The following is a 17,569-nucleotide window of genomic DNA, read 5'->3' on the forward strand; positions in this document are numbered from 1 at the left end:
AATTATGAAAATAGTAAATCGAAAGGGAAAAATTATTAAAAAAGAAGTATCTAGTAAAAATCAAAAATTTTTATATTATAATTTAGAAAAAAATTTTCTAAAAAGATTTTTTTTAAAAGTTTTAACATCTAAAATTATTTCTTTTATTTTTGGTTTATACGCAAAAACACCTTTTTCTAAACTACATATTAAAAAAATCATAAAACAAAATAAAATAGATTTAAATTTATTTGAAAAACAAAAATTTTTTTCTTATAATGATTTTTTTATTCGTAAATATAAAAAAATTAATTTTGAAAAAAATAATAAAATTTTTATTAGTCCTTGTGAATCAAATTTAAGTTTTTATAAAATTAAAAAAAATGATGTTTATCATATTAAAAATAATATTTATAGTCTAAATAATTTATTAAAAAATAAAAAATTAGCTGAAGAATATAAAAATGATTATTGTTTAATTTTTAGATTAGAGCCCAGTGATTACCATCGTTATATTTTTATTGATAATGGTATTTTTAAACATCAAGCTGTTAAAATAAAAGGTAAATTCCATACAGTAAATCCAATTGCTTTTAAAAAATTTAACGTTTTTTGCGAAAATTATAGAGAATATAACGTTTTATTTACAAAAAATTTTGGAAAAATTATACAAATTGAAGTGGGTGGTTTATTTGTTGGAAAAATTTTCAATCATCCATACAAATCTTTTAAAAAGGGACAAGAAAAAGGATTTTTTGCTTTTGGTGGTTCCACTATTATTTTGTTAATTAAAAAAAATATAGTTAAATTTGATGATATTTTTTTTAAAAATACATTAAATAAATGCGAAACTAAAATAAATATAGGTGAAGCAATTGGAGAAAAAAGGTACAGTAAATGAAAAAATTAAAAACTAATAATACTAAATTTATTTTCATTACTGGTGGGGTAATTTCTAGTTTAGGTAAAGGTATTACGGCAGCTTCAATTGGTCAAATTTTAAAAAATAGAGGTTTAAAAATTTTTATTCAAAAATTCGATCCTTATATTAATATTGATCCAGGAACAATGAGTCCTTATCAACATGGTGAAGTTTTTGTAACAAATGATGGTTCTGAAACAGATTTAGATTTAGGACATTATGAAAGATTTTTAGACGAAAATTTATCTAAAGAATCAAGTATAACTACAGGTAAAATTTATAAAGAAGTTATAAATAAAGAAAGAAAGGGAGAATATTTAGGAAATACTGTTCAAGTAATCCCTCACATTACTGACGAAATCAAAAAAAGGTTATTTAGAGCAGCTGAATTTTCCAAAGCAGACATATTAATTGTGGAAGTTGGCGGAACTGTTGGAGACATCGAATCTTTACCTTTTTTAGAAGCAATTAGACAAATGCGTTATGATTGTGGTTATCATAACGTTTTATATATTCATAATACTTTAATTCCTTATTTACCTTCAATTAAGGAAATTAAAACCAAGCCTACACAACACAGTATTAAAGAACTAAGATCATTAGGAATTCAAGCACAAATTTTAGTTTTAAGAAGTCATAGTACTATTTCAGAAAATATCAAAAAAAAAATTTCTTCTTTATGTGATGTAAAAAAAGAAGCTATTTTCGAAAATTTAGATGTAAATATTTTATATCAAATGATTATTAATTTATCTAATCAAGGTATTGATAATTTTATTTTAAAACACTTTAAAATAGAAAAAAAAATATTTTCTTTAGATTTATCTTGTTGGCAAAAACTAATATCACGTATTCAAAATTTAAAAAAAAATATCAATATTGGATTAGTAGGAAAATATGTCCAATTACAAGATGCTTATTTATCAATTGTAGAAGCATTAAAACATGCTGGTTATTTTTACGATGTAAATATTAACATTCAATGGATTAATTCAGAAAATATAAATGACAAAAATATAAAAATAATTTTAGAAAAATGTGATGGTATTTTAGTTCCTGGTGGTTTTGGTTCTAGAGCCACCAACGGTAAATTAATAGCTATAAAATATGCTCGAGAAAATAACATTCCTTTTTTTGGAATATGTTTGGGAATGCAATTAGCAGTTATCGAATATGCAAGAAATGTTTTAAATTTGAAAAATGCTGATTCTACCGAAATTAATGAAAAAACTTCTGAACCAGTTATTAAACCTAAAATAGATAGTCTAAATTTAGGAGGAACTTTAAGATTAGGGTTATATCAATGTAATTTAAAACTTAATAGTAAGATTTTTAATATTTATCAAAATGAAATAATTTATGAAAGACATAGACATCGTTACGAAATGAATTCTAAATATATTAGATTATTTGAAAAAAACGAAAATTTTATAATATCTGGTTTTTATAATAAAGAAAATTTACCTGAAATTATTGAATTAAAAAATCATATATGGTTTATAGGAGTTCAATTTCATCCTGAATTTTTATCAAGACCTTTAAGGCCACATCCTTTATTTAAAAATTTCATTCAAACTATAGTTAAAATTAAAGCATTTTAAAATAAAAAAAAAATACTATTCTAATACTATATTTATTAAAAATAAATATATATTTAGTTAGTATTTTTTTATTTTAAATATTAATATTAAAAATTTATTTCAAATCTAAAGCAGTTTTTATTTGTGTTTTAAATTTTGGGTATTCTTCAATGATAATTTTTATTTCATTTTGAACTGCGGTTTTATTAGTGTCTGCTTTCCAAAAATCGTCGTTATGTTCTACTAATGATTTTTGGTTGTCTGTAATTTTTTTCAATGATTCAACGGCTGAATTATAAGATGTTGTTTTATCGCCTTCAGTAATTTTTGGTGTTATTAATTTATTAGCCAATTCGACCAATTTATTAACTTTTTTATCTATAAATTCTTCTTTAAATTTTTTTCTCTCAGTTGCTGTTTTACTAAAAATGGTATTTGTTTCTGCTACTTCATTTTCAAATGTTATTTTGCTAAGATCATCAAAAATTTCTTGTTTACTTTGTGATGAAAAAGGCCAGAAACTAATAGACCAAGCTAAAATTAAATATAAAACTAAAGCACCAACAACTGAACCAACACCTATAAGTATTTTTTTTTGTTGATTTGCTTCCATTATTTTTTTCTCCTTTTTTTTAAATAATTTTTTATATTAAATTATAATAATCTACTTAGTAAACAATTGTTAATTTAATACACTGTTTATTATAACATAAAACAACATATTAAATTAATTTTTCAAAAAATCAAATAAATATTGCATTTTTTATTTAATTTTTTTAAAAAGTTTATCTAAAATTTGATCAGCTTTATCATTTGGTTCTACGTTTAAAAAATCTTCTTGATTTAATAATTTTTCTATATAATTAACAGAAAATCTGTTTAATTTTTGAGCTTGTTGAATATTTTCTAAAATATTATAATGATTATATTTTTTATTTTGATACCAATCTTTAATAATTTCCAACTCATAAGAAGTTAAACAATTACCTTTAAATTGTTCTATCATTTCAATTGTCTCTGATAACTGATTTTTTTGTTTTTCAAATATTTTTTTATTTTCTTCCTGTAAATAAAGTTGTTTTATTTTATCAAAAGTTTTATCCAAACTAAAAACTTCAATAATTTTATTTCCTTTAGTTTCTGAAAATAAATGAAAAAAATTTTTTTTTATTAATTGCTCTAAAATTTCTTCTAGTTCATTTTTAGAAAAACCAATTTTTTTGGCTAATTCTGATGAAGAAAAAGTTTTTTCTTTATAAGAATTAAATAAAAAAAGTAAAACTGTTAATTCTTTAATATTTAATTTTAATTTATGATATTCTTTAATTAAAATATTTTCAATTAATAAATTACCTTCTTCATAAAGTTTTTTAATCATTTTTTTCTCCTTTAGACAAGATATTCAAAACATATCTAGCTGCATCTTGTTCAGCGGATTTTTTAGTTTTTCCAAAACCACGTCCAACATTTTTTTTTTCTAAAAAAACTTCTGCTGTGAATTCTTTAGAATGATCCAATCCTTTTTCTTCAGTGATATAATAACTAATTGTTTTTTTTTGACTTTGAACTAATTCTTGTAATTGAGTTTTAAAATCAATATTATCAATAATATTGGATAAGCGAGGAATTACAATCAAAATAAATACCTTTTTAGCTATATAATAACCTAAATCTAAATAAATAGCACCAAATAAAGCTTCAAAGGCATTGGCTAAAATAGAGTTATTAATATTTTTATTTTTTTCTCCTTTACCAAGTAAAATATAATTTTGAAGTTGAATACTTTTAGCGTAAATAACTAAAGAATCTTCACAAACAGATTGAGCTCTTTTTTTACTCATAAAACCTTCGTTTTCTTTTTCTTTTTTTGTATATAAATAATCCGCCATCAAAAGATTAATAACAGCGTCACCTAGAAATTCTAACCTTTCATTGTCTTTTTTCTTTAATTTATTTTCATTTGCATAAGAACTATGAGTAATAGACATTTTATATAAAGATATTTGCTTGGGTTTAATTTTTAATTTTTTAATTAGTGTCGATAACATTTAATTTATTATTATCATTAAAATATTTTGATGTTTTATAAATAACATCAGCTTCAATTAATTTTTTACCTTGCAAAATAGCTTTACAAAAAGCATAAGCAGAAGAAGAACCGTGAGCTTTAATTACGATCTTTTTTAAACCTAAAATCATAGCTCCACCTACTTCATTAGGATCAATTTTTTTTTTCATATTTTGAATTCGTTTATGAAAAAATAATTTACTAATAATCTTAACCCAAAAACCATCAGTCAAAATTTTTTTAAAAGCTTTACTTAAATTATTAATAGCACCTTTATAAGTTTTTAAAGCAATATTAGCAGTAAAACCATCACTTAATAAAATATCAGCTGTGGTAGTTAATAAATTTTGTGGTTCTTCATTACCACAAAAATTAATTTTTTTTTCTTGACTAAGTAATTTATAAGTTTCTAATTCTAAACTTCTTCCTTTAGAACTTTCGGAACCTATATTAAGTAATTTTATCTCTGGATTTTTAATATCTAATAATTCTTTAGCTATAACAGTAGCACAAATAGCAAATGATAATAAATTTTCCGGTTTTAAATCAATATTAGCTCCTGCATCTAATAAAATACGTGTTTTATTATCAAAAGAATTATAAATAGGCGAGAAAGCAATTCTTTTCATAAAGTCAAATTTTTTAATAAATAAATGACAAGCTAAAACTAACGCTTGAGAAGGGCCAGCACTAATAACTCCATCTACCTTATTATCATTAGCATCTTTTAAAGCTAAAAACATTGAAGCGTCAGATTTAATTCTCAATTGTTCCCTTAAGTTTTGAACATCCATACTTAAAAAATTATCAGTGTGAATTATTTTTATTTTTTTGGTAATATTTTTAAAAAAATTATTATTTATATTTTCTTTTAATAAAACATCGATTATATTTCGATTTCCATATAAAATAACTTCTAAATTAGAAGTTTTTGATAAAGCCATAATGGTACCTTTAATAATTTCATTTGGTGCAAAATCTCCACCCATGGCATCAATAGCTAATCGAGTCATAACAAAAATATTTACCTCTTTCATTATATTTTTTAATTTAAATTAACTAATTAATATTATTTTTATATTTTAATTAATATAAATCTTCTATATCTTTTTTAGTTTGTTTTAAAATTTTAAAATCTTGCGGTAATCTTAAAAATCTATTTTTAAAATAACCACTTTGTTTAAGGCCTAAAAATTCTCCCGGGCCTCTTTTTTTCAAATCATAGTTACTCAATACAAAACCATCATGTTCTTTTTGTAAAATTTTTAAACGCTCATTTTCTTTTTCAGTAATTAAAAAACAATATCCTTGTTTATATCCACGCCCCACTCTGCCCCTTAATTGATGTAATTGACTTAAACCAAAATAATTAGCACCTAAAATAATAATAGTATTAACATTTGGAATATCAATACCAACTTCTATAATAGTAGTGGCTAAAAGTATACCACATTTATTATTAATAAAATTTTTAATTAATGTTTCTTGTTTTTCTTTATTTTGTTTTCCATGTAAAATATATAAATTATCAATATTAGCCGTTTCTAAATAATCAGTTATTTGGACAATATTAAAATTTTTTTTATTATCTTTAATTGCTGGAACTACTATATAAGTTTGTGAGTTGTTTTGTTGATTTTTTTTTAAAATTTCTAACATTTGCCTTTTTTTAATTTGTTGAGTAATAACTTTTTTATTTAACATTTCATTTTTTTCCACAAAAGAAACTTCAATATTTTCTAAATAAGTTAAAGCTAAGGTTTTAGGAATAGGGGTAGCTGTTAAATAAATAATATTTGCTGTTGGATCTTTAAAAATAGCTTTTTGTTTAATTTCTAAACCAAATTTATGTTGTTCATCAATAATAACTAAACCTAAAGAAAAAAAATCTATATTAGCCAAAATATGAGTTCCAATTATCATTTGAATTTCATTATTTTTAATTTGTTTTTTTAAAATTTCTTTTTTTTTATTTTTAGAAGTTAAAATAACTGATTTTACTCCTGGAAACATTTTATTAAAATTAAGATAATGCTGTTGAGCTAAAATTTCTGTTGGAGCCATCATTAAAACTTGTTTATAAGCAGTAATTACTCCGAAAGCAGATAAAAAAGCTATAATAGTTTTTCCAGATCCTACATCGCCTTGAATTAATCTTTGAACTTGATGTTGTTTTTTAAAATCTTTATAAATAGAATTAATGGTTTTTTTTTGACTCAAAGTTAATTCAAAAGGAATAGTAGTAATAATTTTTTTTACTAATTTAATATTATATTCTAAAGGATCTTTAAATGGCAAATTTTTTTTAATTTGAAATAATTTTTTACTAATTATAAAAGCTTCTTCATATTTTAATCTTTTAAAAGCTAATTTTAATTTTTGATTATTTTCTGGTAAATGTAAATTTTTAAAAGCTTCTATTCGTGTCATAAAATTATATTTTTTTATTATCTTTAAAGGTAAATTTTCTTTAATTAACTGGGGATATTTATTTAATATATATTTAATAATTTTGGTTACATTTTTATCTGAAATATCTTTAAAATTATAAATAGGTTTTATACGAAAATCAATTTCTAAATTAGTACTTATTAAACTAGCTATTATGGTTTTTTTATCATTATAATACTTACCTTTAACTATAATAATTTGATTTATCTTCAATATATCCAACAAATATAAATTATTAAAAGTTATTACTTCAATTAAAATATTATTCTCTAAAAAAATTTTAAAATGAATTCGGAAAACTTTTTTTTTGAATAATTTTGGTAAACTCGCTATTTTACCATAAATCATCACATCTTTTTGATGTTCTAAGTTGTTAATTTCAGTTAAAAGATAATTTTCATATTTTTTAGGCTTTTGTTTTATCAAATCAATAAATTTTTTTATATTATTTTGTGTTAATTTCAAATTTAAAATAAAATTAGAGGAGTTTATTGGTTTATTAAAATAATTAATCACGTTCTAAGCCTCAATATAAAAATTAATATAAATAATTTTTAAAATAATAAAATATTTAAAAATTTTATTTTGATAATTTATATCAATTGAATTCAGATTATTTATATTTAAATTATTTTTAAAAAATATTAATGAAGTTAATTAAAATAAAAAAAATAAATTGTATTATATTTTTTTATTTTAATTAAATTCATTTTTTATTATAACATAATTTAATCATAGTAATTTTTTTAAATATTATAAAAATTATTTAAAAAAATAAAAATCATATGATAAAATGATTATGTATTAATTGTATTAATATTGTTAAAAAATTAATCTAAACAATTGATTATATTAAGAAAATTATAATATTATGTTAATTTAAAATAAATTATTGTTTTTTATAATTTATTTTAAAAAAAAATAAAATTAATAAGATAAAATCATAAAAATAATTTAAATAAAAAAACAAAACAATATAAATCTATTTTTTTAAATAAAATTAAAAAATTATAATCAAAAAATATTTAAAATTTTAATTTTATAAAAGTAAAGAAAGAGAGAATTTAAAAACAACTAAAAATCAAAAAAATATTCATAAACATAAAATAATATTAATTATAATTTTAATCAGTTTATTTTTAATAACTGGTACTTTAATACTAGCAACAAAAGGAAAAAGTAATAACAAACAAAATGATATTGATCAAGAAAATCAAAAAAAAAATATTGAAGTGCCTGATTTTTTAGAAGCTAAACAAGAAGAAATTTTAGGTTTAGAAGTACACGTTGGTTCAACTTTAGAAAATGAAAATAATTTAGATAATTTAAATAATTCAAATGTTGTTACAATAAAAAAAATAAATTCAGAAAAATTTAGTTCTAAAAAAAACAATGAATTAAACTTAAAAAAATTTGAAAAAATAGAAAAAAATAATAAATTAGAAAAATTTATATTCAAAGATAAAATAGTAAAAAGAGAAATAGCTAAACAAATCTATATTCCCAAAAGAGAATTTGTTTTAGAAGAAGATATAATTAAAAATGAATATGAAATTTCTTTAAATCCACAAGTTAAAACAGTTTTAGATGGTAAAAATTTAAAAATAAAACCAATGATTGAACCAAGTGAATGGTTCGTTTTAGAAAAAAATCTTAATGAAATATTAGACAAAAATTTAAAAGTTACATATTTGTTTTATGATGGAAAAGATTTTTTCGAAAATATTAATGAAAACAAAAATCCAAAAATATATTTAATTATATTATATGAATTTTGTTATGATGCATTAAAAAATAATGATGCTTTATTAAAAAAATTGAAAGCATTTAAACCATCAGAAAATAAAATGAATCATAAAGTTACTATTTGTTTAAAAATTACACATGAATAATTAATAAATTAATATTTAAAAATAAAAACTAAGTAAAAAAATATTAAATTAGAACGTTATTAACGTTCTTTTTTTTATTTTAGAAAATAAAAAAAAGAAAAAATATTAATTTGTATTATAATTATCAATTATTTTATCAAATATTAATTAATTTAAAAATTATTTTTTAAATCAAAAAATAAAAGAAATAATTAATATTTTATTAAAAAAAAATTTTAAAATATTATTTTTTAATTTAAAAAACTATAAAAAAGATTAAAATTAAAGTAAATGTATTTAGTAATTAATCATTTTTGTATTACTTAATATATTTATTTTAATTATTTTAAAAATATTACTATTATTTAAAATTTGAAATATTTTTTATATAATTTTTTTTAATTAAAAAATAGTAATAATTTTAAATTAAAAAATAAAAATTATTATAAATAAAAATATAAAACTTGAAAATAATGATGTTATTAAAATTAATTTTTAAAAAAAGTCTTTACAAAAAATTTATTATTCAACTTGAAAATCAAAAATAAACTTTTATCTTTAAATTTTAAAAAATATTTTTAAAATTAATCTTAAAACAAATTAATTCGAACAACAATAAAAATAACGAAAGAAATATAAAATGATTAAAAATCAAAAAAAATTATTAAATTATTTGTTTATTATCATATTTTTACCTTTATTTACTATTAGTTTAATTTATTTAATTTATAATTCATATTCCATAAATGAAGAAAATCAAAATTTTAAAAACTATGTCCATAATATACCTATATTATTAGAAGATAAAAACAGTTTACAATTAATAAACAATAAATTAGAAAAATTAAATAAATCTATTACTACCGAAGAAAAAGTTATCCAAATAAACATTTTAACAGAGCAAAAAACAAAATCAACTGCCGAAATAGAAATTTTAGAAGAAATTAAAGATTTTAAAACTATAAAAGAAATAGAATCAAAAATAAATACATTAAAAATAGATAAAAATAGCATCTCAACTCAAATAGAAACATTAGAAAAAAAATTAACCGCCGAAGAACAAGGTGCTCAAATCAAAAATTTAATAGATTCAAAAACAAAATTAACTGCCGAAATAGAAATTTTAGAAGAAATTAAAGATTTAGAAAAAAACCAAATTGAAAATAAAATTAAAAAATTAACAAAAAATCTAAATGATTTAAAAACTAAAATAAATTTTTTAATTTTACCTAATAAAGATAGAATAAAACATTTTAATGATTTAAAAAAATTAAGAAATAAAAAAATATTAGAAAAAGAATTTTTATCTTTTAATTTAATAGAAAAAAATAATCAAATAAAAGATCTAAGAGAACAAAAAACAAAATTAGAATATCAAATAGATATTTTAAAAGATAATCAATTAGACACAACATCAATCAAAAAAATATTTGAATCAAAAAAAATATTAGAAAAATTAAATTTTGTAACAGAAAGTAAAATAAAATTTTTAAATTCACAAGACCAAGAAGAACAACTAATAAAACTAAAACAACAACAAACCGATTTAGAACATCAAATAGCTATTTTAAATGAATCAGATTTAAAAGATATATTAACAATAGAAGAAATTAAATCAAAAATCAATGAATTAACAGATTTACAAAAAGAAAAAAATATAAAACAGACTGATGAAAAAAAATTTGAAACACAAATAAATTTCTTAAAATCAATTAAAGATGAATTAAAAAATAATAATAATAAAGAAACAATAAAATCAGAATTAGAAATAAAACAAAAAGATTTAAATTTTAAAATAATAAATTTTGAAGAATTATTAGCTTTAAAAGATGAAGATGTTAAAAAATATTTAAAAAACGAATTAGAAAACAATCATCATAAGTTTAACATTCAAATTGAATTTTTAAAATTACACCAAAATAATAATCTTATCGACGAAGAAAATAAAGAAACAACCAAATATGAATTAGAAGAAGAAAAAAACTATTTAGATTTTCAAATACTAAAATTTGAAGAATTATTAGTTTTAACAGATGCATCGGAAAAAAAGTCAAATAAAAATATCTTAGCCCAAAATTTACAAGAATTAACAGAAAAAATGTATCTTTTTAAATCATTAAAAGATTTAAACGAAACAGAAGCAAATTCTAAAAAAACACAATTTGAATTTGAAAATAACAAAATAGAAATTCAGTTATCTATTTTAGAAGAAAATAAAAACTTAGATCCAAAAGATAGAGAAAAAATAAAATATAATTTAGAAGAAAATAAAAAAATAAAAGAAATTTCATTAAAAGAATTAAATAATCAAACAATCAATTTAACCAAATTTATAAAAAATGAACAAAAAAAAAAATTACAAGAAAATGAATTAATTTTAAAATTTAAAATAGAATTTTTAAAAAAAAATACAACTTTAGACCAATTAAATAGAGAAAAAATCAAAATAAATTTAGTTAAAAAAAACAATAATTTATCAGAACAAATAAAATATTTAAAAGATTTGAAAACTTTAACTTCAATGGAAAAAGAAAATAAAGTATTTGAATTAGAATCAGATAAAAAAATATTAAAATCTAAAATAAATACTACCGAAACAAAATTACAATAATAAACAAATGAAATTTTTTAAAAAAAAATAATTTAGTTTATTATTTTTTTTTGTTCAAGTTTGTGATAGTTTTAATTTTTTAAAAAAATAAAAATTAAATTGTCAACATTTTTATTAATCTTTATTAGAAAAGGAATTTTAAAAATAAATAATAATAATATTATATTCACCTTAAATTAAATTTTAAAGACAAAATAATGATGTTTTTTCGTATTAGAATTGAATATTTTAACCTTTAATTTAAATTATTTTTTTATTTTATTAATTTTAGTAATTAAAAAGATTTTTTAAAAATAATAATTTATTTTAGAAAATCGATATTTTTGTATTTTTTTAAAATTAATGAAAAAATAAATAATAAAAGTATTTTTATTTCGAGAATTAAAAATAATAAACCACTATTAGTTTTTTTCGTAACAAAAATTAATAACTTTTTTTGATTTATTAAAAATATGTAGGATCTTAAATTGAAATTTTAGAATTACTTAAACCATTATTTTGATATTGTATACGGAACATACATAAGATTAGTGGTTTGAATATCTAAATAATAAACCTGCTTAATTTTAGTTTTTAAATTAAAAAATTAATTACAATATAGTAAAATTTATCAATACCTCACATTTAAAAATATCTTTAGTTAAGTTACGATTTTGATTTAAAAAATCAAAAATAACATGTTCTAATTCATGACTATTACAATGTTTTTGATGATATTTTTGATATTTTTTTAAATAATCAATTAAAATATTTGGATTATGATTAATAAAACTTTTAAATTAAGTTTCGATTTTTGAAGTTAAATTTAATGGTTTAACTTTATTTTGAATAAATTGGTATTTTAAATTTAATTTTAAAAATTCATTAAAAATTAAAAACGGTTTTAGTTCTAAAATTGCGATTTCTAAAATTGATTTTAATCCTTTTTAAATAAGTTTTAATAATTATAATCTGAAAATAGTACAATTTTTAATTTGTTTAAAACTAGTTAAATATTTTTGTTGATTTGAGGAATTGAATAAATAAAAATTAATTTTATTGTTAGTAAAAATACAAATTAATAAAGTTTTGTTAAATTTAAGATTATTAATATTATGACCAATCATAACTCAGTTTTCAGTACTGAATTTTTGATTTGCTTGATTAATTTGTTTTTGATTTGCTTGTTGTTGTGAATATTGTTTTTGTTTATTAACAATAGTATCGAAATATTTAACTTGTTTATCAGTTAAAAATACTTTATTTTGTTTTTTACCATTATTTTTTTTAAAAAATCCAACTTGTTTACCAGTTAAAAACAATTTAAGCGGTTATTTTTTGTTTGCCATTATTTCACCTCCTCCTTTTTAATAATTTATAGAAAGATAAAGAAAAATAAAAAATTATTTATCTTTATCTTTATCTTTTTTTACTACAGTTTCCTCTGTTGATGTTCTACTTTCTCTTGATATTATTTTTAAAACTTTTGAAGGTGTTAAATCAAAAACAAACCACAAATAAAATAATGTCATAGCACAAAATATACCGAAAAATGTTAAAAGTTGTTTTGTATTTATAAAAACCATTTTTAATCCCCATCCTTTCTTTAATTCTTAAAATTATTAAAAAAAAATAAAAATAAACCAAAAAACCCAAATAATAAAAAAATAGCAGGTAAATACATTTAATATTTACCTACTATTTAAGCACGATTAAATTATATATATATATATATATATATATATTATCAAGGACGCATATTTTTTTTAATAATTCTAATTGTTGTAAAATTATTTTTTTAATATTTTGTAAATCCTCTGTACTTTTAAAAATTAATAAAACATAATCATATATATTTTTTAAAGGGTCAATAGGTCTTAAAAAATATTTAGAGACAATTTTATCAACTTGATTAATAGCGTTATATCTTTTTGAGTCATTATTTTCATCTAACCAATTATCAATCAAATCAATAGCCTCTTTGGTTGTCATTTGTTTATCTTGTTTAAAACTTGTACATAAATCATTTAAAAAAAAATAAAAATCGGCTTCTTGTTCTTTTTGTGTTTTATTTGAAATTTCGACAACGTTATTACCTAATTTACCATATTCTAAAAATTCAATATCATCATCGTCTTTTATTTCTTCATAAAAAGTTTGAGGATAAGCAACATTATCAAAAATAGGTTTATCATTATTAATAATAAATTTATCAACACTTTTAAAATTAGTTTTTTTCTAACAATAACATAACATTTATATTTTTTTCAAAATTATTTTTAGTAACTAATAAATATTTAATTGAATTATTTGAGTAATTTTGTCTAAATAAATTAATAAAAAAAACTTGATATCCGTTAAAGCGACATCAAAGCAATTATTATAAATAATACTAATATTTTTATATTGTATTCTAATCTTTTTCTTTTTATTCATAATAAATGTGGTATTGACTGCTCTTTCTTTTGCTTTATTTCGTTTGTTAAGTGCAATTAATTAGGTAGGCAGCTAACACCACATTAGCACAAAACTAATTAATTCTACTTAACAAATTAACAAAGTAATAACAAAAAACTAAAAAATTAATCTAATTAAAATAATCCCAATTACTTCAATTGTTGAAACTAAACTAATATAACAACCCTCAAAAAAAATTATTTTAGAGATTTGAAAAAGTCAAAGAAAGATTTTCCTACTGATGTAATTATTTGAACTTTAAAAAATTTATAAAATAAAATTCTTAAATAACAGAAAGTTACGATATTAATAGCTATTTGAAAAAATATAATAGTAAGCCAAAAATCCCATTTTTTTTTCATATGTTTTTTAAGATAAAAATAAAAAAATATAATAACAGGCTTTGTCAAAAAAACCGTTACAAATCCAACAAACGCAAAAAATTGAAATTGACTATCAAACAAAAAATCAAAATATCCAGAAGTACTTTCAATCATATTATATTTTACCTTTTTATATCGTTTCATTACTAAAAAAAAATAAAAAAAATGCATGAGGCAAAAAATATATTTTTTGTTTATATCCTCCACCGGCAAATATATAAAAATAAACCAAAAACCCAAATAATAAAAAAATAATAGGTAAATATCATTAAATATTAAATGTATTTACCTATTATTTAAGTACGATTAAATTATATATATATTATTAAAATTAATTTTTTTTTGATTTATTTTTATATTTGAATGATAACATAAATTTTTTAAGATTGCAAACAAAACACTTAAAACAGGAATTTAAAAAATGCCTGCTTTTAATTGATTTAATTTTTTTTAACAATTAATTTTTAATCTTGATAAAAATATAAATTATATTGTTGAAATTCAACGTATTTTAAGGGATTTAATTGATAATCCCTAATAACACGCCGGTCGCCTTGTTTTAAGGTTAAAATGGCGATTTTTTCAAAAATAGTATGACTATCTTTAACAGGAAACAAAGCAAATTTATTATTTTCCGTTAAATAACAATTAATTAAATATTTTTTAATTGGGTTCCGAATTGAGGACTCCACAAAATTATAAACACCATAATAACGACGGTCAACTTGATAACCTTTTAAACTATTGTGGTTAACGATTTCATTGTCAAAACTTTGAAAATAATTAATGGGTGGTTTTTGACAAGCTCGAGAGCTGATAAAAATCCGTTTATTAAATAATTTTAAAATATTATTAGTCGCATTGTTATCCGATTTCGAGATATATTTAGTAATATATTTAATAATTTTTTGCATAAAATTTTTATTAGTAAGTATTTTTTTGGATTAATCACTATACGAATTTTTAAGTTTTTAAATCATAAAGTTTAAAAATTTCATTATATATTTTTTCACTTTAAAAATTTAAGAAAAATTCTTGAACTTTAATTTCAATTATTCAATTTAATTCATTAAACATTTTTGTTCCTTTTATTTTTTTTAAAAAAAAAAATTAACGAAACATTGATCTAATGAATTAAATTATTAATTTTTTAAAAAAGTTTAAATTTTTTAAAAATTATCATTCTATATAATAAAAACCCATATACTCAATTTAGATAAAAAAAAGCTAAACTGTTTATTTTTTTAATAAACAATTTAGCTTTTTTTAAAAGATTAATTTATTTTGTTTTTTTGGCTTTTTAATGGTAATAAAAGCTGATCGCCGCAGTCGTATCGCACACTATAACTCAAACCGCTTAAATATAAAAAAAAATATTAAAAAAATATTAAATAATCACAAGTTATTTTACCAAAATAACTAGTTAATTAAAATTTTTCATTCAATTTTTATTTTAGAAAACACTAAAAAAATATGTAATTATTATCTTTTTAATTTTTTTTCAAAAAAATTCATCCAATTTTAACTTTTTAGAGAAAAAGAATAATTATATAAATATAGCATCTTAAAATCAAAATTAAAATTATTGCCATTCTAAACAAAAAAATCAATTATTTTTCAAAAAATTTAGAACATAAACGCATAAAAAATATAAAAAAAATTAATTTAAATATTAATCATTTATCTTTTTATGATTACTTATAATTTTTTTATTTCTGTTTAAACTCTATTAAAATACGATCAATTTCCACTTTATATAATTTAGATTCAAAAATCATTTTTTGAATAAATTTATCATCTCTAATTACTTCTGTAAATTTATATTCATTATCATTAAAATAAACCAAAAAATAAGCTTTATCGCATTCACTACAAAAAATTTGACATTGAATTTGAACCCAATAATAAATAGGAATAATATCTTTTTTAAAAAAACCTTCCCAAGATTTACTTTCTTTATTAAAAGGACATTTAATTTCTAATAAACTATTAGATTCATTGTGATAACCATCTAAAGAAGCAGAAAAAATATCATTAATAAAAACAGTTGGCACATAATTTTTTCTCATTTTTAAACTAAAAAATAAATTAGCTTTTTTTTCAGTTTTTTTACCATGTTCAATAGCTTCATTAGTTTTAAATTTTATTTCAAAAATCTTTTTTTTAATTAACTCTTCTTTACTTTCGAAAGGATTCAATCCCATTAAACTAGCAACTTCGGAAGCATTAATATAATTTTTACGATGTTCGTGCCATTCTTTAGAATCTTGTTTAAGTTTAATTTCTGTTTTCATAATTTTTTTTATTTTCCTTTTTGTTAAATTTAAAAAAATAATTATTTTTTTAAATTACACGAAATAAAATGATTTTTATTTACTTCAAAAAAATCTGGATCAACTTTTTTATAATTTTTAAAATTAAAAAAATCGAAAACTTTATTTTCAGCGCTAAAAAAATTAGTATCAATCTTATTATTATAATTTAAACCGGTTTTTAAAAAATTAGCAAGTAAAGATTTTGTATAAGGATGTAAAGGATTGTTAAAAATTTTTTTAATATCTGTTTTTTCTACAATTTTTCCTTTATACATAACAATAACATCATCTGATATCTCAGAAACAACACCTAAATCATGAGTAATAAATAAAATAGATGTTTGATGTCGTTTTTGCATAATTTTCATTAAACTTAAAATTTCTTTTTGTACAATAACATCTAATGCTGTTGTAGCTTCATCAGAAATTAAAATTTTAGGTTCACAAACTAGAGCCATAGCTATCATAATTCTTTGACACATGCCGCCAGATAATTGGTGCGGATATAATTCCATAACACGTTCGGCATCATTAATTTTCAATTTTTTTAATATTTCCAAAGTTTTTTGTAAAGCTTCTTCGATTGTCATTAATTGATGACAAATTAAAATTTCTATAATTTGATTTTTAATTTTAAAACTAGGATTTAAACTAACAACTGGATCTTGAAAAATAATAGCTATTTCTTTACCTCTAATTTTCTGCATTTCTTGTTCTGAAAAATCAGAAATTATTTGATTATTAAAAATAATTTCACCTTGATGAATTTTTTGATTTTTAGCAAATAACTTTAAAATAGACATAGCTGTTTGACTCTTGCCTGAACCTGATTCTCCCAAAATGCCCAAAGTTTTACCTTTTTCTAAAGTAAAAGAAACGCCTTGCACTGCTTTAATTATTTTTTTATTAGTTTCAAAATAAGTATGTAAATTATTAACTTTTAATAAACTCAT

16 protein-coding genes are annotated in these 17,569 nt (G+C 19.0%); 4 read left to right on the forward strand and 12 right to left on the reverse strand.

The window, feature by feature from the left end:
• The first annotated feature begins 4 nt into the window (after positions 1–4).
• Entirely contained in the window at positions 5–880 is an 876-nt protein-coding gene (locus ATP_RS00245; RefSeq protein WP_012504206.1) for a phosphatidylserine decarboxylase, read from the forward strand.
• Positions 877–2,502 carry a CTP synthase gene (locus ATP_RS00250; protein WP_012504207.1) on the forward strand — a complete coding sequence of 542 codons (1,626 nt, stop codon included), beginning with the start codon at positions 877–879 and terminating at the stop codon, positions 2,500–2,502. The genes ATP_RS00245 and ATP_RS00250 overlap by 4 nt, the downstream gene beginning before the upstream one ends.
• A 94-nt stretch (positions 2,503–2,596) precedes the next feature.
• Here ATP_RS00250 and ATP_RS00255 read toward each other — a convergent pair whose 3' ends face one another.
• From ATP_RS00255 to ATP_RS00275, 5 genes are all read right to left on the reverse strand, one after another.
• The gene (locus ATP_RS00255; RefSeq protein WP_012504208.1) at positions 2,597–3,094 is read right to left on the reverse strand and encodes an immunodominant membrane protein; all 498 of its coding nucleotides are present in this window, start codon (positions 3,092–3,094) and stop codon (positions 2,597–2,599) included.
• A 150-nt stretch (positions 3,095–3,244) separates the two neighbouring features.
• A complete protein-coding gene (locus tag ATP_RS00260; RefSeq protein WP_012504209.1) occupies positions 3,245–3,859 on the reverse strand; it encodes a DnaD domain protein in 615 nt (204 codons plus the stop codon).
• Positions 3,852–4,529, reverse strand: coding sequence for a ribonuclease III (gene rnc, locus ATP_RS00265; protein WP_012504210.1), 678 nt, complete (start codon positions 4,527–4,529; stop codon positions 3,852–3,854). Before rnc ends, ATP_RS00260 begins: the two co-directional genes overlap by 8 nt.
• On the reverse strand, positions 4,510–5,562 hold the full coding sequence (gene plsX, locus ATP_RS00270; RefSeq protein ID WP_012504211.1) for a phosphate acyltransferase PlsX: 1,053 nt from the start codon (positions 5,560–5,562) through the stop codon (positions 4,510–4,512). Before plsX ends, rnc begins: the two co-directional genes overlap by 20 nt.
• Positions 5,563–5,635: 73 nt before the next feature.
• Positions 5,636–7,426, reverse strand: coding sequence for a helicase-related protein (locus ATP_RS00275; RefSeq protein ID WP_231834337.1), 1,791 nt, complete (start codon positions 7,424–7,426; stop codon positions 5,636–5,638).
• A gap of 806 nt (positions 7,427–8,232) precedes the next feature.
• Here ATP_RS00275 and ATP_RS00280 point away from each other — a divergent pair.
• Both ATP_RS00280 and ATP_RS00285 read left to right on the forward strand, forming a co-directional pair.
• A complete protein-coding gene (locus ATP_RS00280) occupies positions 8,233–8,892 on the forward strand; it encodes a hypothetical protein (protein ID WP_012504213.1) in 660 nt (219 codons plus the stop codon).
• A gap of 619 nt (positions 8,893–9,511) precedes the next feature.
• The gene (locus ATP_RS00285; protein ID WP_012504214.1) at positions 9,512–11,482 is read left to right on the forward strand and encodes a hypothetical protein; all 1,971 of its coding nucleotides are present in this window, start codon (positions 9,512–9,514) and stop codon (positions 11,480–11,482) included.
• 1,109 nt (positions 11,483–12,591) lie between these two features.
• Here the strand turns inward: ATP_RS00285 and ATP_RS00290 are convergent.
• The 7 genes from ATP_RS00290 to ATP_RS00320 form a co-directional block, all read right to left on the reverse strand.
• Positions 12,592–12,783, reverse strand: a complete 192-nt coding sequence (locus ATP_RS00290; protein WP_012504215.1) for a hypothetical protein — start codon at positions 12,781–12,783, stop codon at positions 12,592–12,594.
• 81 nt (positions 12,784–12,864) lie between these two features.
• On the reverse strand, positions 12,865–13,047 hold the full coding sequence (locus tag ATP_RS00295) for a hypothetical protein (protein WP_012504216.1): 183 nt from the start codon (positions 13,045–13,047) through the stop codon (positions 12,865–12,867).
• Between the two features lie 112 nt (positions 13,048–13,159).
• Positions 13,160–13,453, reverse strand: coding sequence for a hypothetical protein (locus ATP_RS00300; protein ID WP_148208574.1), 294 nt, complete (start codon positions 13,451–13,453; stop codon positions 13,160–13,162).
• A 662-nt stretch (positions 13,454–14,115) separates the two neighbouring features.
• Positions 14,116–14,415 carry a hypothetical protein gene (locus ATP_RS00305; RefSeq protein ID WP_041186053.1) on the reverse strand — a complete coding sequence of 100 codons (300 nt, stop codon included), beginning with the start codon at positions 14,413–14,415 and terminating at the stop codon, positions 14,116–14,118.
• Between the two features lie 350 nt (positions 14,416–14,765).
• Positions 14,766–15,215 carry a hypothetical protein gene (locus ATP_RS00310; protein WP_012504218.1) on the reverse strand — a complete coding sequence of 150 codons (450 nt, stop codon included), beginning with the start codon at positions 15,213–15,215 and terminating at the stop codon, positions 14,766–14,768.
• A gap of 795 nt (positions 15,216–16,010) precedes the next feature.
• The gene (locus ATP_RS00315) at positions 16,011–16,595 is read right to left on the reverse strand and encodes a lambda-exonuclease family protein (protein ID WP_012504219.1); all 585 of its coding nucleotides are present in this window, start codon (positions 16,593–16,595) and stop codon (positions 16,011–16,013) included.
• 41 nt (positions 16,596–16,636) lie between these two features.
• On the reverse strand, positions 16,637–17,569 hold the full coding sequence (locus tag ATP_RS00320) for an ABC transporter ATP-binding protein (protein ID WP_012504220.1): 933 nt from the start codon (positions 17,567–17,569) through the stop codon (positions 16,637–16,639).

Source organism: Candidatus Phytoplasma mali, from assembly GCF_000026205.1.
In the GTDB taxonomy this organism is placed as follows: Bacteria; Bacillota_I; Bacilli_A; order Acholeplasmatales; family Acholeplasmataceae; genus Phytoplasma; species Phytoplasma mali.